The sequence below is a fragment of the Photobacterium marinum genome, assembly GCF_000331515.1.
Lineage (GTDB): Bacteria > Pseudomonadota > Gammaproteobacteria > Enterobacterales > Vibrionaceae > Photobacterium > Photobacterium marinum.
This window is the reverse complement of sequence record NZ_AMZO01000002.1, coordinates 204101-224537: the sequence shown is the minus strand read 5'-3', so window position 1 is coordinate 224537 and position 20437 is coordinate 204101. Positions and strand designations below refer to the sequence as shown.

The window sequence follows — 20437 nt, the reverse complement described above, 5'->3', positions numbered from 1 at the left end:
TTCAAAATAAGGAGCAATTGTGGCAGCAGAAACACCTATGGTAGGTATCGGTGTGATTATCGTAAACCGCAAAGGGGAAGTACTGGTTGGTAAGCGACAAAACAGCCATGCGCCCTATTATTCCATTCCCGGCGGCCACATGGAAATTGGAGAGACCTTCAGTCAATGCGCGGCTCGGGAAGTCGAAGAGGAAACCGGACTGCTAATTAAAAACCCACATGTTATCGCTGTTACCAATAACCTGGAAACTTACCACGAGTCAGGTAAGCACTATATCAGCATTGCTTTGCTTGTTACTGAATTCACTGGGGAGCCGGAGCTACGGGAGCCCGATAATTGTGAAGGCTGGTTATGGGTCGATCCTGCCAACCTACCCCAACCTCATTTTGATGCCAGCGAACAATCCATCCGTTGCTACCTTGAACAACGATTCTGTCTGAATTGAGCAGCCCACGACTGAACGAAAAGTTATAGGCCCGCAGTTATCGCGAGCGCATTAAAAAACGGTGTCAGGAACACCGTTTTTTTAGATGAGACGTAGTTTGTTGTTAACATTCAAACTTAAGAAAAGTCCCTTCAACCCACTTATCCCCTAGCTCATCTTGAGACAAGGCAACAATTCGTTCCATTGCCGGTAATGAGGTCAAACCGCTATATATGATGCCGCAACTTTCGGTTACAAAAAGGCGTTTAATCAGCACAAGAACTAAAGAGGTATAACTCTGATGTTGCTTTTCGGAGTCGGTATCGAAAGGAACTACCAGATTATCAGCACCAGCAACCAGACAGAGCTTAACGATATCTTTCAGCTCATTCTCCGAGGCGATTCCCCACAAAGGCAGACGAATATTGAGAGTGTGGTATTCATGCTGTTCTTTCAATGCAAGCAACAGATTAAAAATCGTATGGCGATTAACTGCACGATATCGTGCCAGCGGGAAATCAACATCAATCTCTTCTACAGCAGAATCTGTCATTGGTGAATTAATAGAAATATGCTCACCGTCAGTAACACCTTCAAATGCTTTGACGTCAATACGATGCTTTCTTAATGAATAAAAGTGCGGAGCCTGTTGCTTAAACACCAGATAGCGAGTGACATCTTGTTGCTGATTCGCCTTGTTCTCATTGAACAGCGATGCCAGGTTCTTCATATCACAGCTAGCTAAGTTCAATAACTGAAAATCTGATGCTTTATTATTATGTACATCTGAGTTCATCATTGTTCTGCCCATCCCTCGCAAATTTTTTGCAACATAATACTCGAAAAATGAGCAATTACTGTTTCTGTAGAGGGAAACTGTGTTTATCCTAGTGATTGATTTTCTTACAGTCTTTGTGATTTACATCTGATGTTAATTGCATAAATATATATAGAATGGTGTTGATTATTTCTGTCTCCTATCAACACAACTAGCATTCATATCAATACTTCTTCAGTGCTGGACAGATGCTCGAAGATTTACACTACATACGTATAGAAACAGGCGTATCAAGTCAGTTACAAAGCAATAAATAAAGAAGCTATCTAATCACCTGTAAAAAGAGATTGTAAGATGCGAAAAATCACCCGATTTCTTGCTACTGTTATTTTGTTCGGAATGACAGGATGTACTGGCATGCCAGTACAGGTCACTCCGGTGAAACCATTTAGCATAGAAAGTTATCTTGGCACCTGGTACGAAATTGCCCGCCTAGACCACAGCTTTGAACGTGGACTGTCACAGATCTCCGCTACTTATTCGCTTAATGATGATGGTTCAGTAAAAGTGATAAACAGAGGATTCAATGAAGAGGCTGGTGAATGGAAAGAAGCCGAAGGCAAAGCGAAATTTGTCGGATCACCAGATATCGCCCATCTCAAGGTCTCTTTTTTCGGCCCTTTCTACGGTAGTTATGTGGTGTTTTATCTTGAGCCTGACTACTCCACAGCTTTAGTCAGTGGGTATAACACGGATTATTTTTGGATCCTTTCCCGCAACAAATCTCTACCACAAGAAAAATTGCAATATTACTTAACTATCGCAAGACAAAAGGGCTTTGATACCAGCCAAATTATCATGACAACTCAGTAAGTTTTAACCTGATAAAAGTTAACATGATGGAGCCACTTCACTACAAACCATCGTATTAACCAATGGCTTTTTTACTAATTCAAATCAAGCCGACATAAGGTCAGAACATTACCATTACGTGAACACTCTATATCTACCCACTGCCCGTTGAAGGTTGCCAGCGAATTATCTAAAGAGGAGTAACCCCACAGAGTGTTGTTTTCTACCGGTCCTTCCAGGCTGATTTCATTATCTCGGGATTCCGGCTCGATTACTTTCAGCACCAGCTGGTTATTGATATTCTTTCCTTTTAATTCAACCCAGCTACCATCAAGGTTGTTAAGCGTCAGTCCGTCATCAAAACGTGTTCCGGTATTAACTTCAAAAGGGATACCATTTATCGACACTACGCCATTAGAGAAGCGGGCCTCTCCTTCCACCTTGAATTCAAGGTTATCAGGTGCCACAACCTGATCTTCAAAATCGACCTTAGTGGCAATAAGCGAACTACCGGACTGAACTAAATCCAACTCAACAATAGCACCAGCCTGAAGGTTATTAGCAGTACCATCATCAAATACAGTATTACTGTTGATATTAACTAATAAATATCCTGCGACTTCAAACAACGTCTTGTCATCACTGACCCAGGTCACCACACCTTCAAATTCCAGTCCGTTAAAATCCTGTGGGTCCTTAATATCAATTGAAAAAGCCACAAAGCGACCATTACTAAACAGTCCGTATATTTCAACCCACATACCATTCTCTAATGCACGGTCATCTTCAATCGTGGCATTACTATAATCAACCAGAACGGTTCCCAACAAAGCCGTTCTCGTTCCGTTTTGGTCAACACCGGTAAGGACACCTTCAATTTCAGCATTAAGCAATGGATTAATTTGATTTAAAGAAGTGACCGACCAGGTATTATCTGGGTGGAGCCGGGCGAACAGCATAACCCAGTCACCAACCTCCACTCCGCTTGCAGAAAAGTTAAAAGTAATCCCGTTGACAGTTATAGAATCAGCAGATAACGCGCTTACAGCCCCGGTTACAATTGGTTTCAGAACAATTTCCTGTGCAATATCGTTCTGGTTACTGACTTCAACCTGCATCCCCGTAGTGACAAAATCAAAATTGAAAGTTTGTCCGTTGTAACTCACATCAGAATCAGATGCATCAAGCTCATGACCATTAACGCTAAGCTGTAGAGCAGTATAAGAAATCGTATCAACGGTACCGTTAATTTTGGATACCGAACCCGAACCATCAGCCGAAGAATCAGAACCGTCACCTCCACAGCCGGACAGCAAAATACCCCCTATTACTACGTAAACTAACGCTCTCATTTTTCTATTCTCAAGGAGTTTACCCAATCTTAAATGTAGGCAATCCCTGTGTAGTTCCTGAAAGCGAAAATAAGAAAAGGAACACAATAGTTGCGAGTCATAAAAAAAGCCTCTCAACAGAGAGGCTTCATTATTATATTTCAGAAGGTTATGCGTGCTCTTGCTCGAACTTCGCCATAAAGTCGACTAATGCCTGCACACCTTCAATCGGCATTGCATTATAAATTGATGCTCGCATACCACCTACTGCACGATGACCTTTCAGTGCTTTAAGACCTGCCGCATCAGCCTGTTCCAGGAACAAAGCATCAAGTTCAGGGCTCTTTAACTGGAAAGGTACATTCATCAGGGAACGATTGTCCGGGTGGATCTCGTTACGGTAGAAATCAGAGTGATCAACGAAATCATACAAAATCTTGGCTTTCGCTTCATTGCGGCGCTGCATCTCTTCAACACCACCAATCGCTTTCAGCCACTTGAATACCTCACCAGCCAGATACCAGGCAAAAGTCGGTGGTGTGTTGAACATTGACTCTTTATCAACCAGCACGGTGTAATCCAGGATACTCGGCAAGATCTGCTTGGCCTTACCCAGCAAATCATCACGGACAATGACAATTGTCAGGCCGGCCGGACCCACATTTTTCTGCGCACCGGCATAAATCACACCGTACTTAGAAACATCAATCTTACGTGACAGAATAGTTGAAGACATATCGGCAACAATAGGCTTATCCGTATCCGGCAGATCGCGGATTTCGATACCATCGATGGTTTCATTCGGACAGAAATGAACAAACGCCGCATCATCAGACAGCTGCCACTCAGAAGCAGGCAAAATAGCCCGCTTACCGTCACGCTCACAGGTAATATCAACAACATTCGGCTGACAGTACTTTTGCGCTTCATTTGCAGCGCTATGAGCCCAGTAACCACCATCCATGTAATCAGCCGTTTCAGCATCACCCAGCAGGTTCATCGGCACTGCGGCAAACTGACCACGTGCACCACCGTGGCAGAAAAGCACATGGTAGTTATCAGGAATAGCAAGCAGATCACGCAAGTCCTGTTCTGACTGCTGAGCCACCGCAATGAACTCTTTACTACGGTGACTGATTTCCATCACGGATGTCCCTAGACCATTCCAGTTCACCAGCTCTTCCTGTGCTTTCTTCATAACGTCTGCTGGGATCATTGCCGGACCAGCACAAAAGTTATAGACCTTTTCCATGATGTAAGACTTGCTCCTGCTGTATAAAACATTGGTTTTAAAAGGCATTGTGATTTATCAACCGTAAACCACACGACCTATCTTTGACTCTGTCCGCCTCAAGATGTGACGGAGATCAGGTCTTTGTTTTTACACCTTTATTGCATAAGAGAAAAGTCTTTCTTGATATCTTTCGCAGGAAAAGCAATTAAGTGGACAGGAAATAAATGCTGAAAACAAAAAAACGCAGCCCATAGGCTGCGTTTTTATCAGAACAAATGACTAAAGCAATTATTCTTCGTCAGTTGATTCATCGGCTTCAGAATCGGCTGCCGGTTGTTCTGACACTTCTGCAGTTTCACCTTCGGCTATTACAGCCTCTTCGATGTCCTGCTCGTCTTCTTCCGGCTCATCGATACGCTGAAGACCAACAACCTGCTCGTCGTCAGCAGTACGGATCAGGGTAACACCCTGGGTGTTACGACCCACTCGGCTCACCTCAGCTACACGGGTACGAACCAGTGTACCGCCGTTGGTGATCATCATGAACTCGTCACCTTCCTCAACCTGTACCGCACCTACAACGCTACCGTTACGCTCTGAAACCTTGATAGACACAACGCCCTGAGTTGCACGGCTCTTGGTTGGGTATTCGCTCAGCTCAGTACGCTTACCGTAACCATTTTCAGTTACAGTCAGTACATCACCTTCATTCTGAGGAACAATCAGTGAAACAACCTGGTCGTTTTCAGCCAGCTTGATACCGCGTACACCAGCCGCTGTACGGCCCATGCCACGAACCTGATCTTCAGAGAAGCGAACAACTTTACCCGCAGAAGAGAACAGCATGATGTCATCAGAACCGTCTGTCAGGTCAACGCCGATCAGCGAGTCACCATCACGCAGGTTCACTGCGATAATACCGGCACTACGAGGACGACTGAAGTCAGTCAGCGGTGTCTTCTTAACTGTACCGTCTGCCGTTGCCATGAATACGAACTTGTCTTCTTCATATTCTTTCACTGGCAGGATAGCAGTAATACGTTCGTCTTCTTCCAGAGGAAGGATGTTAACAATCGGCTTACCGCGTGCAGTACGAGTTGCATGTGGCAGCTGATAAACTTTCAGCCAGTACATGCGACCACGGCTAGAGAAGCACAGAATTGTATCGTGGGTATTGGCAACCAGCAGACGTTCAATGAAGTCTTCATCCTTCATTCGCGTTGCCGCCTTACCTTTACCACCACGGCGCTGAGCTTCGTAGTCGCTCAGTACCTGATACTTCACGTAACCTTCGTGAGATAGGGTCACCACTACATCTTCCTGGTTAATCAGATCTTCCAGATCGATGTCATGGCTTGCTGCTGTGATTTCAGTGCGACGCGCATCGTTGAACTGCTCTTTAACCAGTTCCAACTCTTCACGTATCACTTCCATCAGACGCTCAGAGCTAGACAGGATGTGCAGCAATTCTGCAATTTCTTCCAGCAACGTCTTGTATTCGCCAAGAATCTTCTCGTGCTCAAGACCAGTCAGCTTGTGCAGACGAAGGTCAAGAATAGCCTGAGCCTGTTGCTCAGTCAGGTAGTATTTGTTGTCACGGATGCCGTATTGCTCTTCCAGCCATTCTGGACGAGCAGCATCTGTACCGGCACGCTCCAGCATCGCTGCAACGTTACCCAGATCCCAGCCACGAGCAACCAGGCCAGCTTTCGCTTCAGCCGGAGTCGGAGCATTCTTGATCAACTCGATGATTTCATCGATGTTCGCCAGCGCCAGTGCCAGACCTTCAAGGATATGAGCACGGTCACGAGCTTTACGCAATTCGAAGATAGTACGACGAGTCACCACTTCACGGCGGTGATCGACGAAGCACTTCAGCATCTCTTTCAGGTTGAACAGTTTTGGCTGACCATCAGCCAGTGCAACCATGTTGATACCGAATGTTGTTTGTAGCTGAGTCTGTGCATACAGGTTGTTCAGTACAACCTCACCTACAGCATCACGCTTACATTCAATAACAATACGCATACCGTCTTTATCAGACTCATCGCGCAGTGCACTGATACCTTCAACTTTCTTATCTTTAACCAGCTCAGCAATCTTTTCGATCAGACGAGCTTTGTTTACCTGATATGGAATCTCTGTAACAACAATGGTCTCTTTGCCATTCTTGTCCGCTTCGATATCAGCTTTTGAGCGCATGTAAATCTTACCGCGACCCGTTTTATAAGCGTCAACAATGCCTTTACGGCCACTGATCAATGCTGCGGTCGGGAAGTCCGGGCCCGGGATGTATTCCATCAGCTGATCAATGGTGATGTCTTCATCATTGATGTAAGCCAGACAGCCGTCGATAACTTCGCCCAGGTTGTGTGGCGGAATATTCGTCGCCATACCAACGGCGATACCAGACGCACCGTTAACAAGAAGGTTCGGGATCTTTGTCGGCAATACTGCCGGGATCTGCTCAGTGCCATCGTAGTTAGGCACATAATCAACCGTCTCTTTTTCCAGGTCGGCCAGCAGCTCGTGGGCAATTTTTGCCATGCGCACTTCGGTATAACGCATTGCCGCCGCAGAGTCACCATCGATAGAACCGAAGTTACCCTGACCATCCACCAGCATGTAGCGGAGAGAGAAAGGTTGCGCCATACGTACGATTGTGTCGTAAACCGCGCTATCACCGTGCGGGTGATATTTACCGATTACGTCACCAACCACACGGGCTGATTTTTTGTATGCTTTATTCCAGTCATTGCCAAGCACATTCATCGCGAATAATACGCGGCGGTGTACAGGCTTAAGGCCATCACGCACATCCGGAAGAGCACGACCAACGATGACTGACATCGCATAGTCGAGGTATGAGCCTTTCAGCTCCTCTTCAATATTTACGGGCGTGATCTCTTTTGCAAGATCGCTCATGGAGCCAATATCCCTCAGGTAATTTCTGTCGTATATCTATACGTGCAAGGTGCGAGAATATAGCACAAATCGGCCCAGATAGGCACACCTTTCACTATTTATGTTGTGAGTAATTTAGCGGATTTACCAAAAATCAGACACAAACTTATGTCTCTCTTAAGCTCTTTCCGAGTTGAATGGTTATTTTTCAGGCAAAACACTTCCTTGTGATTCATAAACACTGAAGTGAAAGTCATCACACCAAAATATAAAGTGCTACCAATTGTAAAATTCCGACCCGATATCCGTTTATGCAAATTAACGCATTAAGCGCCATCATGCTGGGAAGAAGCCCGATCATGGTCACTTTTATCCTTTAACAGAAGCGTAGAATTGTCTTTGCACCCAGCCGTTTAGCTGTTCGAAACGGGCCTGCACTCTAATTTTTAACACACAAAAATAAGTGAGGTCGTTATGTTAGGAAAAGCAATCAATACTATCGGACTATGCATCATTGGCGGAAAATATATTCTGATACTCATTCTCGCTGCCATGACCTTATCTTCCGGCTCATTTGAACCTGAGTTTCTATCTTTTAGTCAGGAATAAAACTCACTTGTCTATGCTGAACTGTCATCAGTACAACACAAGGGAACAAGTCAGGCAAAACCCGCTATCGAATCAAATATTTCAAGTCGCGACGGTTCCGCTATAATAGCGCCATCAATTGATGATGAATGGCAATAAGAATGACCAAACAGTTAAATGTCGATCCGGCTGAAATCAGTAAATTTGAAGAAATGGCATCCCGTTGGTGGGACATGGAGGGTGAATTCAAGCCCCTGCACCAAATCAACCCTCTACGCCTGAACTATGTGATTGATAATGCCGGTGGCCTGTTTGGCAAAAAAGTCCTCGATGTTGGCTGTGGCGGCGGCATCCTGGCTGAAAGCATGGCCGTTGAAGGTGCAGAAGTTACAGGCCTGGATATGGGCAAAGAGCCATTAACCGTAGCCCGCCTGCATGCTCTGGAAACTGGCACTAAACTGGAATATGTCCAGCGCACTGCAGAAGAGCACGCCGAACTGCACCCGGCAACCTATGACGTCGTCACCTGCATGGAAATGCTGGAACACGTTCCAGATCCGGCGTCTGTGATTGCTTCTTGCGCCAAAATGGTCAAGCCGGGCGGTCACGTCTTTTTCTCGACACTGAACCGCAACCTGAAATCCTACCTGTTTGCGATTGTCGGTGCAGAGCAACTGCTGAAACTGGTGCCAAAAGGCACCCATGACCACAATAAGTTTATTCGACCGTCTGAGCTGTTAGGTATGATTGACGAGACCCCACTTGAAGAGCGTCATATCACCGGCCTTCATTACAACCCACTAACGGACAATTACTGGTTGGGTAATAACGTGGACGTCAACTACATCATCCATACCGTTAAGCCAGAATAATTTTTCACGGCTAACGTTATCGTCCAAGATACGTATCAAAGAGACATAAAGAAGAGAGGATGCCAGCCAGCATCCTCTCTTTCTATCCCCCGCCCACAATTCAACAAGCCAATCACTCTGTTACGAAGCTCAACCCGCCTGTTACTACAATAGTTAAGATGGTTCACAACACTGACGCTCCTGCTTGTTTTTTGTTCTGCAGCCATAAGCTAACCCCATAGATAAGGCGTATAGTAGATACCAATTGATTTAATCAGTCTCACAGATAAGGATATTCACGATGAGTTCACCGATAATGGCAGTATTATTTGATCTCGACGGTACCTTACTGGATACCGCGCCTGATATGGCAGATGCCGCTAACAAGGTACTTGCCGATTATGACTATGGTCCGCTAACTGAAGAGCAAATCCAGGCTAACACCAGCTACGGCGCCAAAGGACTGCTTACTGCCGGCTTCGGCACAGTTCCATCACACTTGGATCACAGTCAGCTCAGACAACAATTCATCAACTATTATCAGCAGAACATTTGTGATGGTACCTCCATCTATAGCGGAATCACCTCGCTACTTACCTACCTAGAGTTAGAAAAGATCCCATGGGGGATCATGACCAATAAGCCCGGTTTCCTAACAGAGCAACTGCTTCCTTTTTTCCCGGAGCTGATGAAAGCACAAACTGTTGTCTGCGGCGATACCCTCAGTGTTGCCAAACCCCACCCCGAACCATTGCTACATGCTTGTGAACTATTGGGAGCCTCCCACCATCAATGTGCTTATGTCGGTGACATTGAAAAAGACATGATCGCAGCCAGAGCCGCTAGTATGTCCGGATATGTTGCCGGTTGGGGCTATATAGGAGAACGCCATGCGCCGGACAGCTGGCAGGCTTCAGGTATTCTTGCCCAGCCGGAGTCACTGATTGATGTTCTCGAACACCAAAAATCGCTCAGATAAGTCAATAATTAAGCAACCAAGTCACGACCCTCAACGAGTGTATAAAATTGATAAAAATCAAGGAAAAAATTTTTTCTTGTGTATTTTTTTGCTGCGATTTTTCGTTGATTTTTTCTATTATATTGGCGTGCCTGCTTAAATCGGTTGGTAGGCACTAACTTATTTTTGCGAATCCCCATGTTATCCACAGCTGCTTAAAATTTCCCACCTTGCAAAAAGGTCGACACATCACTATCTTGTAACCAAATAAGCTCAACACCCCAATATATAGTGTTTTTGCCCACAAGTGATAAATGTAACAAAGATCACAATCTTTGCTAACGTTATCGTTAAAGTTGCAAAAAACGCTGTTATTAAAGAAATACTGGGAAAACTACAAAAAATGAATCAACAGCTAACTGTTACCAAGCGTGATGGACGCAAAGAAAGTATCGATTTAGATAAAATTCACCGAGTGATCGCATGGGCTGCGGAAGACCTGGAGAACGTCTCGGTTTCACAAGTCGAACTAAAATCCCACATTCAGTTCTATGACGGAATCAAAACTGAAGATATTCACGAAACCATCATTAAAGCAGCAGCAGACCTGATTTCAGAAGAAACCCCAGATTATCAATACCTTGCTGCACGTCTGGCGATCTTCCACCTACGTAAGAAAGCGTACGGTCAATTTGAACCGCCAACGTTGTACAACCATGTTTCTAACCTGGTAGAGCAAGGCAAATACGACAAACATCTGCTTGAAGACTACACCAAAGAAGAATTCGAGCTGATGAACGATTTCATCGATCACTGGCGCGATATGAACTTCTCATACGCGGCAGTTAAGCAACTTGAAGGCAAATATCTGGTACAGAACCGTGTTTCCGGCGAAATCTACGAAAGTGCACAGTTCCTGTACATTATGATCGCAGCATGCCTGTTTGCGAAATATCCGAAAGAAACTCGTCTTGATTACATCAAGCGTTTTTACGATGCAGTATCAACATTCAAGATCTCACTGCCAACGCCAATTATGTCCGGTGTTCGTACTCCTACCCGTCAGTTCAGTTCATGCGTACTGATCGAGTGTGACGACAGCCTGGACTCAATCAACGCAACAGCAAGCTCAATCGTACGTTACGTTTCCCAGCGCGCCGGTATCGGTATCAACGCAGGCCGTATCCGTGCCCTTGGCTCTGAAATCCGCGGTGGTGAGGCATTCCATACGGGTTGTATCCCGTTTTACAAATACTTCCAGACTGCTGTTAAATGCTGCTCTCAGGGCGGTGTACGCGGTGGTGCGGCAACTGTGTTCTACCCTATCTGGCACGGTGAAGTTGAATCACTGCTGGTATTGAAGAACAACCGTGGTGTTGAGGAAAACCGTGTCCGTCACATGGACTACGGCGTACAGATCAACAAACTGATGTACACCCGTCTGATCAAAGGCGAAAACATCAGCCTGTTCTCTCCGTCAGATGTTCCTGGCCTATATGATGCCTTCTTTGCCGATCAAGACGAATTTGAGCGTCTGTACGTAAAATATGAGCAGGACGAAAGCATCAAGCGCAAGAGCATTAAAGCCATTGAGCTGTTCTCGCTGCTGATGCAGGAGCGTGCGTCAACCGGCCGTATCTACATTCAGAATGTTGACCACTGTAATACCCACAGCCCGTTTGATCCATCTGTGGCTCCGATTCGTCAGTCTAACCTGTGTCTTGAAATTGCGCTACCAACCAAGCCACTAAACAACGTTGAAGACGAAAACGGCGAGATTGCCCTGTGTACCCTGTCTGCATTCAACCTGGGTGCAATTGATTCACTGGATGATCTTGAAGAGCTGGCAGACTTGACAGTTCGCGCACTTGACGCCCTGCTTGATTACCAAGACTACCCGCTGCCGGCAGCTCGTCGCGCAACAATGAACCGCCGTACACTGGGTGTTGGTGTGATCAACTTTGCGTACTACCTGGCGAAACACGGTGTGCGTTACTCTGACGGCAGTGCAAACAACCTGACTCACCAGGCATTTGAAGCAATTCAGTACTACCTACTGAAAGCATCTCTAGGTCTGGCTAAAGAGCAAGGTGCGTGTCCGGCATTCAACGAAACAACCTATGCACAAGGTATCCTTCCTATCGATACCTACAAGAAGGACATCGATAAAATTTGCACGACAGAACTGAACTACGACTGGGAAACACTGCGCGAAGAGATCAAAACGCATGGTCTGCGTAACTCAACCCTGTCAGCACTGATGCCATCCGAGACATCGTCTCAGATCTCGAACGCAACCAATGGTATTGAGCCACCTCGCGGCTTCGTATCAGTTAAGGCGTCTAAAGACGGCATCCTGAAACAGGTCGTGCCGGAATACAGCAAGTATAAAGACAATTACGAGTTACTCTGGAACATTGGCAGCAATGACGGTTACCTGCAGCTTGTCGGTATCATGCAAAAGTTCATCGATCAGGCAATTTCAGCTAACACCAACTACGACCCGAGCACACAGCCGAATGGTAAGGTACCAATGAAGCTGCTGCTTAAAGATCTGCTGACCGCATACAAGCTTGGTGTGAAGACCCTGTATTACCACAATACACGTGACGGCGCCTCTGACGGCCAGAGCGATATGGGTGCAGACGACTGCACAAGCTGCAAAATTTAACGAATTACCGAATTAAATGGGAGCTTCGGCTCCCCTTTGATGCTGAGGATATAATGGCTTATAGCACTTTTTGTCAAACTAACAATGATCAGCTAAAAGAACCGATGTTCTTTGGCCAGCCTGTCAACGTTGCTCGCTACGACCAACAGAAATTTGAAATTTTCGAAAAACTGATCGAAAAACAGCTGTCTTTCTTCTGGCGCCCGGAAGAAGTTGACGTATCTGGTGACCGTATCGACTACAACGAGCTGCCAGATCACGAACGTCACATCTTCATCAGCAACCTGAAATACCAGACACTGCTGGATTCCATTCAGGGCCGCAGCCCGAACGTTGCTCTGCTACCGATCGTTTCAATCCCTGAGCTGGAAACCTGGATCGAAACATGGTCTTTCTCAGAGACCATCCACTCACGCTCGTATACGCATATTATCCGTAACATCGTAACCGACCCATCGATCGTATTTGACGATATCGTGGATAACGAGCACATCATCAAACGTGCCGGCGATATTTCAAAGTACTATGATGATCTAATCACTGCAACCAACGACTACCACCGCCTTGGTGAGGGTTCGCATACAGTTAACGGCGAGACAATTACCGTCAACCTGCGTGACATCAAGAAAAAGCTATACCTGTGCATGATGTCAGTTAACGCACTGGAAGCGATTCGCTTCTACGTCAGTTTCGCCTGCTCGTTCGCTTTTGCCGAGCGTGAACTGATGGAAGGTAACGCTAAGATCATCAAACTGATTGCCCGAGATGAAGCACTTCACCTGACAGGCACTCAGCACATTCTGAACCTGCTTCGCACCGGACAGGATGATCCTGAAATGGCAGAAATTGCCAAAGAGTGTGAACAAGAATGCTTCGACATCTTTAAAGATGCCGCAGAGCAGGAAAAAGAGTGGGCTGAATACCTGTTCAAAGATGGCTCCATGATCGGTCTGAACAAAGACATCCTGTGCCAGTACGTTGAATACATCTCTAACCTTCGTATGGCTGCAGTTGGCTTGGATCACGCTTACCCTGGCGCAACCCAGAACCCGATCCCATGGATTAATTCATGGCTGTCTTCCGACAATGTTCAGGTAGCACCACAAGAAGCCGAAATCAGTTCTTACCTGGTTGGTCAGATTGACAACGACGTCAGCGCCGACGATCTGGGTGATTTCGAGCTATGAGTCAATTAACCATTAAGGTTAACGGACAAACGGTTCACGGCAACAGCCGTGAACCCTTGCTGCACCAGTTGGAGAAAGCCGGACTTCGACCTGAATTTCAGTGTCGTACCGGTATGTGCGGAGCTTGTCGGTGTAAGCTGAAAGCTGGGGCGATTGATCAAGGTGATGCGATGGCCTTCATCGCTCCGAATGAAGTACTGGCGTGCTGTTCGATACCAAAATCCGATGTCGATGTTGAATTCGACTATCAGTTGGCATCTTTGCCAGAAACTAAAAAGGCTGTCGGCACCAACTAATAGCAACAATTGCCATTAGCTAAAACGCCATTCAGCCTCTTTCTTTTATTCTCTCTTAATTTCTATTTTCTGACTTATTTAGCGAACACGAGTCAGAAATTCATACTGCCCTATAACCGGCTTTCCATCCAGATAACGTCTCAGCATATCCAACATTACAGTTGCAATTACATTGCGATACGCTCGGTACTCATAATGGCGTTTTGACTTAATTATCTGCGCCCACTCACCTTCAGGTGTAATCAAAGCGACCGGAATCCCTTCTTCATATTCAGCCCCGGAAACCAGAGCCAGCTGTGCTCCACTTTCTTTCATGATTGATGGAGCCTGCACCGTTACTGCAAGTAACGGATCTGCGACCTGAACATCGCTAACCAACGCTTTTTCCTGTACCACTTTTCCCTGTAAAAGCGCTTTCCGACTGTCAGGGTAATCCTGTAACCAGTTTGTCAGCCAACCTCCACTGAACTGTTCTTGTAACGCCAGATGCAGTTGCCTTTCCTTCAGAACATGACCGACATGGATCGGCAACTCACGCTCAACACTCACAACATTGTCGCCGAGCAACTCAATCATCTGATGTTGAAGCTGAGGAGCCATACCATCTCCTTTTGGCGAGAACAGCTTCACCTCGATAAAAGGCAGTGATGAACGATAACCGACTTCATACTCATCCGGCACATTCAAATCCTGCAACTGCTGACCAATACCAGATTCTGACAGTCCGAATGTATAGAAACGATGACAGTCTTTAGCATGGCTGTGCTCAAACCGCTCGCGTATCCGAGGCAGAATTTCATCCTGAACCATCATTTTGAATTCGCGAGGTACGCCCGGGGTAAAATACAACCAAGCCCGGTTCAGCTTCATTGCAAAACCACAAGCCGTACCTATCGGATTTTTCAGTAGCTCTGCGCCTTCCGGCAACATGGCTTGCTTAAGGTTGGTATGCGGCATTTCTCTGCCCAGAGCACGATATTTTTCCTGCATCTGCTCAACCCAATAATCCGATTGCTCCAGACCAGAACCCGCAGCGACAGCAGCAGCCTGAGCCGTGAGATCGTCAGTTGTCGGCCCTAGCCCGCCATTAACCACCACAACATCAGCAATCAAACTACAGTGCTCAATTTCAGCTGCCAATGTTTCCAGGTGATCGCCAACTGTTGTTCTGCGTGATAATGGAAAACCTTGCTGGAAAAAAATACGTGACAGCCAAGCTGCATTGGTATCGGTGATATCACCATGCAACACCTCTTCCCCGGTACTGATCATTGCTACGTGCAACTTGCTTCCCCTCTGGTTGCGATACTTATATGCTTTCTATACACCTTATACCAATTTACATCAGCCGATACAGATTTATCGCACAGTAACAATAATGCAATAAAACCAGGCAAGTATGAGTAGTTATAAATGCAGAAAGATGCCAGGCACGTACCAATTGTAAAGCTAGGTTTACACACAAACACAATAGTTGACAGTCAGGAAAACTCCCTTTAAGGTAGCAGTCAGTCGCAATCATCACTGTATGATGAGATATTAGACATTACAGCTAAAGAAAAGGTAAACCACCGTGAAAAAGCACTACAGCTACACCTACTATCGATAGCCACAGTGGCTCGATCAGGTGTAAAGAAAAGTTACCACCCGTAACCCATTCATCTCGATTTCGCCATTGTGGCCATTTCCTCACCAGGGAGATAGACCACAGGTCGGCGTCCTTCATATTGCCAACCTCTCCCACAACGCATAACGGCAGCAGACACAAATATTTGGGAGCAACAAATAAAATGAGTATGAACAAAACTTTCGGCAGTACATTGATTATTGCCGGAACAACTATTGGTGCCGGTATGTTGGCACTTCCACTTGCTTCTGCCGGTTTAGGCTTTGCCACAGCAACACTGACTATGTTCGGGATCTGGGCGCTGATGAACTACACCGCCCTGCTAATGCTGGAAGTCCATCAGCACGCAGACAAGGACGCAACCCTGCATACCCTTGCCCATCAGCTATTAGGTAAAAAAGGCCAGCTGATTGCCAGCTTCGCCATGATGTTCCTTTTCTACTCTCTGTGTGCAGCATACATCGCAGGTGGCGGCGCGCAGCTTAACGACAAACTGAATAACTGGATGGGGCTTAACGTCGGCCCGCAAACAGGCACCATTTTCTTTACCCTGATGATTGCCTCTGTGGTTTCAGTCGGTACCCATTCTGTCGATATGGTCAACCGTGTTCTGTTCGGTCTGAAAATTGTTGCGCTGACGGTTATGCTTTGCCTGTTAGTTCCACATGTACAGAGCGTTCACCTGATCGAGATGCCTGTTGAAAAAGGCCTTCTGCTATCAGCACTACCAGTTATTTTCACCTCATTCGGCTTTCACGGCAGCATTCCTTCAATCGTTCGCTACGTCGGCCTAGACATGAAAGCACTGCGTAAAATCATGATTATTGGTTCAGCGACACCACTGATGATCTACGTACTGTGGCAGGTGGCAAGCCAAGGCGTACTAAGCCAACCGGATTTGATGGCCAGCACCACACTGGGCACATTTATCGGAACCCTGAACAATATGCTTCACAACCCAATGGTCAGCCAATCGGTTTCAATCTTTGCTGACCTGGCGCTGGCAACCTCATTCCTGGGTGTGAGTCTAGGGCTATTTGACTTCCTGTCTGACACCCTGAAGCGCGACGATCAGGCAAAGGGACGTGTACAAACAGCATTAGTGACCTTTGTTCCTCCGCTTTGTTTTGCTCTGTTTTACCCTCAGGGCTTCATTATGGCTCTTGGCTTCGCAGCAATCGCACTGGTTATCCTTGCTATTTTCCTACCAGTCGCAATGGTTAAGGCTCAACGTCGTCAACGTCCTGCCAACTGTAACAGCTACAAAGTTGGTGGTGGTAACCCGGCACTTATCATCGCCAGCGGCCTGGGTTTAATGATTATCGCTTCCCAGTTCCTACAGATGGCGGGGATAATTCCTGCCGTGGGCTAAAACTTGAGTTCAAACAGTTAAGTTCTCTAATTACAAAAAGGCCTGCATATGCAGGCCTTTATTCCAATTAAAGCTAATTATCACGAAACAGAAGCGATGTTTCGCTAAATTGCTTTTAATATCGTGATTTTTGACAAGAACTTTTCATTTTCGCTCTATGAATCCAGCATTTTTTCAGTGATACTAAATTATTCCGTATCCTGTTCTGCTTTATATTTCGGAGCGTAACTTGCGCACTTGTGTTTTATCTTCCATTGCTTTGGGCCTTTCGCTTAGCGGACCTGCTATTGCCTGGAGCGATACCCAATCAACTTATAATACCTATACCCAAAACACATTTTTAAACAACTATAGTGATCAGATCTATTATGCCGACTCTGAGACTATGCCATTTGCTGTTGATGCTGATACACAGTCGATCAATACACTTCCGATGCACCTTTCTGTCGCACCGGAAAAAGACTGGGATTATCTGCTCGGTCAGTCCTACACCATTTTGGGTCTCAGCCTCGCCACAGTCGGTTTGATGACCTTATTACCGGAAAGCGTCACTAACTGGGATGAAGAAGACAGAAACCTAAGCAACCTGGGGAAAAAATGGTGGGATAATGTCAGCGCAGGGCCTGTTTGGGATGAAGATGATCACTACCTGAACTACATCATGCACCCTTACTTCGGTGGCGTTTACTATACTGCAGCCCGCCATGCCGGCTTTGATGAGTGGGAATCATTTTTGTACTCAGCAACCATGTCGACTTTTTTCTGGGAATATGGTGTGGAGTCTTTTGCTGAAGTCCCTTCAATTCAGGATATTATTGTGACACCGTTATTCGGCGCAGCGGTGGGTGAGTGGATGTTTCAAGCAGAAACTGAAATTACGGCTAACGGCGGTGAAGTAATGGGATCTAAAACTCTTGGTGATGTCAGCCTGTTCTTACTCAATCCAGTGGGTCACATCCATTACTGGGTCAATGGCTGGTGGGATGGCAAAACGGATGTCAGCCTAACTTACACCCCGTGGTTCGGCAATACTGAAGCTGCAAACTTTGCCCTTGATGCCGGTGCAAACTACGACCCTCTGTTTATTGGTTTGCAAATATCACTGCCACTGAACTAACATCACCATTTCACTGGGGCTGAATAAAATGTTACCTTCGCAAATCTCTTCTAAGACATCATGGATTTCATTCAGCCCTTCAGCTTAAAAAGCAAAAAAGATTATTCTATTCCATACGTACTCAATTTGTATGACTTTCCTTTTATTTAGTGAAGCAAGCTCACGGATTTTTGCTTGTTTCATATTTATACATTGCTTTTTAAGCTAACCTGTTGATAACAAGTATCAAAATAATAAGCCCAACCAGGTAATGAACCATACCTTTTCACTTTTCAATCGACTTCAGTCTCCGGTGTGGGTCTATGATCTTCATCAGAAAAAAATCATCTGGGCCAACAGTGCCTCATTACCACTCTGGGAAACTGACTCCGTAGAAGAACTTACTGCAAGAGATCTCGGTGCTGATATGTCCGAAGCTGTCAGTGCTATGCTCGATAACTACCAAGAAAGTTTCCAGCAAGGGAAAGCCATCAAGACATGGTGGTTCTTCTCTCCAAACAACACATTGAAAAAAGCACTTTGCCATTTTTCGGGTATCCCGCTTTCAGACGGTCGGACAGCTATGCTAGTGGAAGTCGTTTCCGAAGAATCCAGTCTTCGCCGTGATCTGGCTTTCTCTGGCTGCTCAAATCTTGCTTTACTCTTCTCGGCTGAGGGGGATTTGATCAGTGCGAATAATGCTTTCAGTCACTCATTCGGTGCCCACCTTAATGATCTAGCCAGCTTTCTGGGTGATTTAAACCAATCCCATAACTGGATTAACGAAGCACGCCAGCGCGGTACGATCCACCACAAAAAATTATGTTGGACAGGTAAAAGTCATTACTGGTTCGACATTGATGGCAAGTGGCTGCAGGACAAAGAACAGTTACTGCTAAACCTTGTTAATATAAGCCAGGAAAAAGAACAGCTTCATACTGCCAAGTACAATGCTGAACATGACTTCCTGACAGGGTTACTGAACCGCCGCGGCATCAGCGATGCCATCACAGAAAACCAGCATGAACAACAGCACTACAGCCTGTTCTTCCTGGATATCGACGGCTTTAAGCTGGTTAACGATACATACGGGCATGCCATCGGCGACAAGCTACTGCGCGCCATTGCCATTCGCCTTCAAGAATGTGTGAAATTCAAAGGCCTGTTGGCTCGTTTCGGTGGTGATGAATTCATCATTCAGGTTGAGCAGCGTAACGTCGCCGATCCGGCAGTCTTTGCAAAAAACATCATTGCCGCACTGAACAAGCCGTTTCATCTTAAAGAAGTAGGTGAGCTGTCAATAGGATGCAGTATCGGTATTTCCAGCTTTCCAGATGATGCCAAAGATATCGAAACACTAATCACCCAAGCCGATATGGCAATGCATCGAGCCAAATTACGAGGCCGTAACCGCAGTCACCGTTTCTCTCCAGATATGGCCGATGCTCTGTACCGGAAGATGACGCTACGTCACCATATGACAATGGCGTTGGAAGAAGATGCGTTTGAATTGTATTACCAACCAATCATTGATTTAAAGAAACGCGATCTGAAAGGTTTTGAAGCACTGATCCGCTGGCATAACGAAGAACTAGGACATGTTTCCCCTGCTGAGTTTATTCCGCTGGCAGAAGAGACCGGACAAATCGTTCCACTAGGCCACTGGATCCTCAAAACCGCCTGCAAACAACTTGCTGACTGGCGCAAGAAATATGATCAGAACTTTGTCATGAGCATCAATCTATCTCGGGCTCAGCTTCAGTCCAGCCTTGCTCACAGTATTGAACAGGTGATTCAGGAGAATGATATCGATCCTAAACAGCTGGCACTGGAACTGACCGAGTCCACCATGCTGCAGGAACATGACGAAGCCAAACAGTGCCTCAAAGATCTTGATGCACTTGGGATCGAGCTTTACCTGGATGATTTTGGCACAGGCTACTCTTCTCTTTCCCAACTGCAGGATTTGCCAATCAGTACGGTAAAACTGGACCGCAGCTTTGTTCAGGGTGAACACAAAGGCAGCCAAGCGATAATCGAAGCGACACAAGCTATTTGTGAAAAGCTTGATTTGAAAGTTGTTGCCGAAGGTGTTGAAACCCTGAGCCAGCTAAAGTATCTGCAAGCCTGTAACTTCGATTTCTGTCAGGGCTTCTATCTTGGCAGACCTCTGCCAAGCTATGAGCTGGAAGCAAGAAACTTCAGCCTGCTCAATGAAATCCCGGATATTGCGTAGAGATAATTAATTATTATCTATTTCAAAGGCCT

16 protein-coding genes are annotated in these 20437 nt (G+C 46.0%); 10 read left to right on the top strand and 6 right to left on the bottom strand.

Annotated features, from left to right (window positions below; genetic code table 11):
- The first annotated feature begins 19 nt into the window (after positions 1 to 19).
- Positions 20 to 445 carry a nucleotide triphosphate diphosphatase NUDT15 gene (locus C942_RS02375; protein WP_007462025.1) on the top strand — a complete coding sequence of 142 codons (426 nt, stop codon included), beginning with the start codon at positions 20 to 22 and terminating at the stop codon, positions 443 to 445.
- A gap of 103 nt (positions 446 to 548) precedes the next feature.
- Here C942_RS02375 and C942_RS02370 read toward each other — a convergent pair whose 3' ends face one another.
- Positions 549 to 1223, bottom strand: coding sequence for a hypothetical protein (locus C942_RS02370; protein ID WP_007462024.1), 675 nt, complete (start codon positions 1221 to 1223; stop codon positions 549 to 551).
- 333 nt (positions 1224 to 1556) lie between these two features.
- Here C942_RS02370 and C942_RS02365 point away from each other — a divergent pair, with 333 nt between their 5' ends.
- The gene (locus tag C942_RS02365; RefSeq protein ID WP_036798391.1) at positions 1557 to 2075 is read left to right on the top strand and encodes a lipocalin family protein; all 519 of its coding nucleotides are present in this window, start codon (positions 1557 to 1559) and stop codon (positions 2073 to 2075) included.
- A 74-nt stretch (positions 2076 to 2149) separates the two neighbouring features.
- Here the strand turns inward: C942_RS02365 and C942_RS02360 are convergent, their stop codons facing one another.
- From C942_RS02360 to gyrA, 3 genes are all read right to left on the bottom strand, one after another.
- Complete coding sequence (locus tag C942_RS02360; protein ID WP_157372534.1) at positions 2150 to 3406, bottom strand: DUF5666 domain-containing protein; 1257 nt, start codon at positions 3404 to 3406, stop codon at positions 2150 to 2152.
- A 148-nt stretch (positions 3407 to 3554) separates the two neighbouring features.
- Positions 3555 to 4637, bottom strand: coding sequence for a 3-phosphoserine/phosphohydroxythreonine transaminase (gene serC, locus C942_RS02355; RefSeq protein ID WP_007462021.1), 1083 nt, complete (start codon positions 4635 to 4637; stop codon positions 3555 to 3557).
- A 270-nt stretch (positions 4638 to 4907) separates the two neighbouring features.
- Entirely contained in the window at positions 4908 to 7544 is a 2637-nt protein-coding gene (gyrA, locus tag C942_RS02350; protein ID WP_007462018.1) for a DNA topoisomerase (ATP-hydrolyzing) subunit A, read from the bottom strand.
- A 728-nt stretch (positions 7545 to 8272) separates the two neighbouring features.
- Here gyrA and ubiG point away from each other — a divergent pair.
- Complete coding sequence (ubiG, locus tag C942_RS02345; RefSeq protein ID WP_007462014.1) at positions 8273 to 8983, top strand: bifunctional 2-polyprenyl-6-hydroxyphenol methylase/3-demethylubiquinol 3-O-methyltransferase UbiG; 711 nt, start codon at positions 8273 to 8275, stop codon at positions 8981 to 8983.
- A 280-nt stretch (positions 8984 to 9263) separates the two neighbouring features.
- Entirely contained in the window at positions 9264 to 9941 is a 678-nt protein-coding gene (locus C942_RS02340; protein WP_007462011.1) for an HAD family hydrolase, read from the top strand.
- 8 nt (positions 9942 to 9949) lie between these two features.
- On the opposite strand, the gene C942_RS25270 is transcribed toward C942_RS02340, so the two are convergent.
- Entirely contained in the window at positions 9950 to 10120 is a 171-nt protein-coding gene (locus C942_RS25270; protein ID WP_198287459.1) for a hypothetical protein, read from the bottom strand.
- Between the two features lie 203 nt (positions 10121 to 10323).
- Between C942_RS25270 and nrdA the strand changes: the two genes are divergently transcribed.
- The 3 genes from nrdA to C942_RS02325 are packed head-to-tail and all read left to right on the top strand — an operon-like array spanning position 10324 to position 14074.
- Positions 10324 to 12591 carry a class 1a ribonucleoside-diphosphate reductase subunit alpha gene (gene nrdA, locus C942_RS02335; RefSeq protein ID WP_036798489.1) on the top strand — a complete coding sequence of 756 codons (2268 nt, stop codon included), beginning with the start codon at positions 10324 to 10326 and terminating at the stop codon, positions 12589 to 12591.
- A gap of 53 nt (positions 12592 to 12644) precedes the next feature.
- Positions 12645 to 13778 (top strand): class Ia ribonucleoside-diphosphate reductase subunit beta, encoded by a 1134-nt coding sequence (nrdB, locus tag C942_RS02330; RefSeq protein ID WP_007462009.1) that lies wholly within the window; start codon positions 12645 to 12647, stop codon positions 13776 to 13778.
- On the top strand, positions 13775 to 14074 hold the full coding sequence (locus tag C942_RS02325) for a 2Fe-2S iron-sulfur cluster-binding protein (RefSeq protein WP_007462008.1): 300 nt from the start codon (positions 13775 to 13777) through the stop codon (positions 14072 to 14074). Before nrdB ends, C942_RS02325 begins: the two co-directional genes overlap by 4 nt.
- A gap of 78 nt (positions 14075 to 14152) precedes the next feature.
- Here the strand turns inward: C942_RS02325 and C942_RS02320 are convergent, their stop codons facing one another.
- The gene (locus tag C942_RS02320; RefSeq protein ID WP_269744758.1) at positions 14153 to 15358 is read right to left on the bottom strand and encodes a CinA family nicotinamide mononucleotide deamidase-related protein; all 1206 of its coding nucleotides are present in this window, start codon (positions 15356 to 15358) and stop codon (positions 14153 to 14155) included.
- Positions 15359 to 15864: 506 nt separating this feature from the next.
- On the opposite strand from C942_RS02320, the gene tyrP reads away from it, so the two are divergent.
- The 3 genes from tyrP to C942_RS02305 all read left to right on the top strand — a co-directional run bounded on the left by tyrP (position 15865) and on the right by C942_RS02305 (position 20405).
- Positions 15865 to 17073, top strand: a complete 1209-nt coding sequence (gene tyrP, locus C942_RS02315; RefSeq protein WP_007462003.1) for a tyrosine transporter TyrP — start codon at positions 15865 to 15867, stop codon at positions 17071 to 17073.
- Positions 17074 to 17302: 229 nt separating this feature from the next.
- A complete protein-coding gene (locus C942_RS02310; RefSeq protein ID WP_007462002.1) occupies positions 17303 to 18190 on the top strand; it encodes a DUF3943 domain-containing protein in 888 nt (295 codons plus the stop codon).
- A gap of 250 nt (positions 18191 to 18440) precedes the next feature.
- Positions 18441 to 20405 carry a putative bifunctional diguanylate cyclase/phosphodiesterase gene (locus C942_RS02305; protein ID WP_007461999.1) on the top strand — a complete coding sequence of 655 codons (1965 nt, stop codon included), beginning with the start codon at positions 18441 to 18443 and terminating at the stop codon, positions 20403 to 20405.
- Positions 20406 to 20437 lie beyond the last annotated feature (32 nt).

What these genes read in the sequence shown, in the direction of transcription:
- serC (WP_007462021.1), bottom strand. Translation starts at nt 4,637, where the DNA reads ATGGAAAAGGTCTATAACTTTTGTGCTGGTCCGGCAATGATCCCAGCA.
- C942_RS02340 (WP_007462011.1), top strand. Translation starts at nt 9,264, where the DNA reads ATGAGTTCACCGATAATGGCAGTATTATTTGATCTCGACGGTACCTTA.
- ubiG (WP_007462014.1), top strand. Translation starts at nt 8,273, where the DNA reads ATGACCAAACAGTTAAATGTCGATCCGGCTGAAATCAGTAAATTTGAA.
- C942_RS02305 (WP_007461999.1), top strand. Translation starts at nt 18,441, where the DNA reads ATGAACCATACCTTTTCACTTTTCAATCGACTTCAGTCTCCGGTGTGG.
- C942_RS02365 (WP_036798391.1), top strand. Translation starts at nt 1,557, where the DNA reads ATGCGAAAAATCACCCGATTTCTTGCTACTGTTATTTTGTTCGGAATG.
- nrdA (WP_036798489.1), top strand. Translation starts at nt 10,324, where the DNA reads ATGAATCAACAGCTAACTGTTACCAAGCGTGATGGACGCAAAGAAAGT.
- C942_RS02370 (WP_007462024.1), bottom strand. Translation starts at nt 1,223, where the DNA reads ATGATGAACTCAGATGTACATAATAATAAAGCATCAGATTTTCAGTTA.
- tyrP (WP_007462003.1), top strand. Translation starts at nt 15,865, where the DNA reads ATGAGTATGAACAAAACTTTCGGCAGTACATTGATTATTGCCGGAACA.
- C942_RS02360 (WP_157372534.1), bottom strand. Translation starts at nt 3,406, where the DNA reads ATGAGAGCGTTAGTTTACGTAGTAATAGGGGGTATTTTGCTGTCCGGC.
- C942_RS02325 (WP_007462008.1), top strand. Translation starts at nt 13,775, where the DNA reads ATGAGTCAATTAACCATTAAGGTTAACGGACAAACGGTTCACGGCAAC.
- C942_RS25270 (WP_198287459.1), bottom strand. Translation starts at nt 10,120, where the DNA reads ATGGGGATTCGCAAAAATAAGTTAGTGCCTACCAACCGATTTAAGCAG.
- nrdB (WP_007462009.1), top strand. Translation starts at nt 12,645, where the DNA reads ATGGCTTATAGCACTTTTTGTCAAACTAACAATGATCAGCTAAAAGAA.
- gyrA (WP_007462018.1), bottom strand. Translation starts at nt 7,544, where the DNA reads ATGAGCGATCTTGCAAAAGAGATCACGCCCGTAAATATTGAAGAGGAG.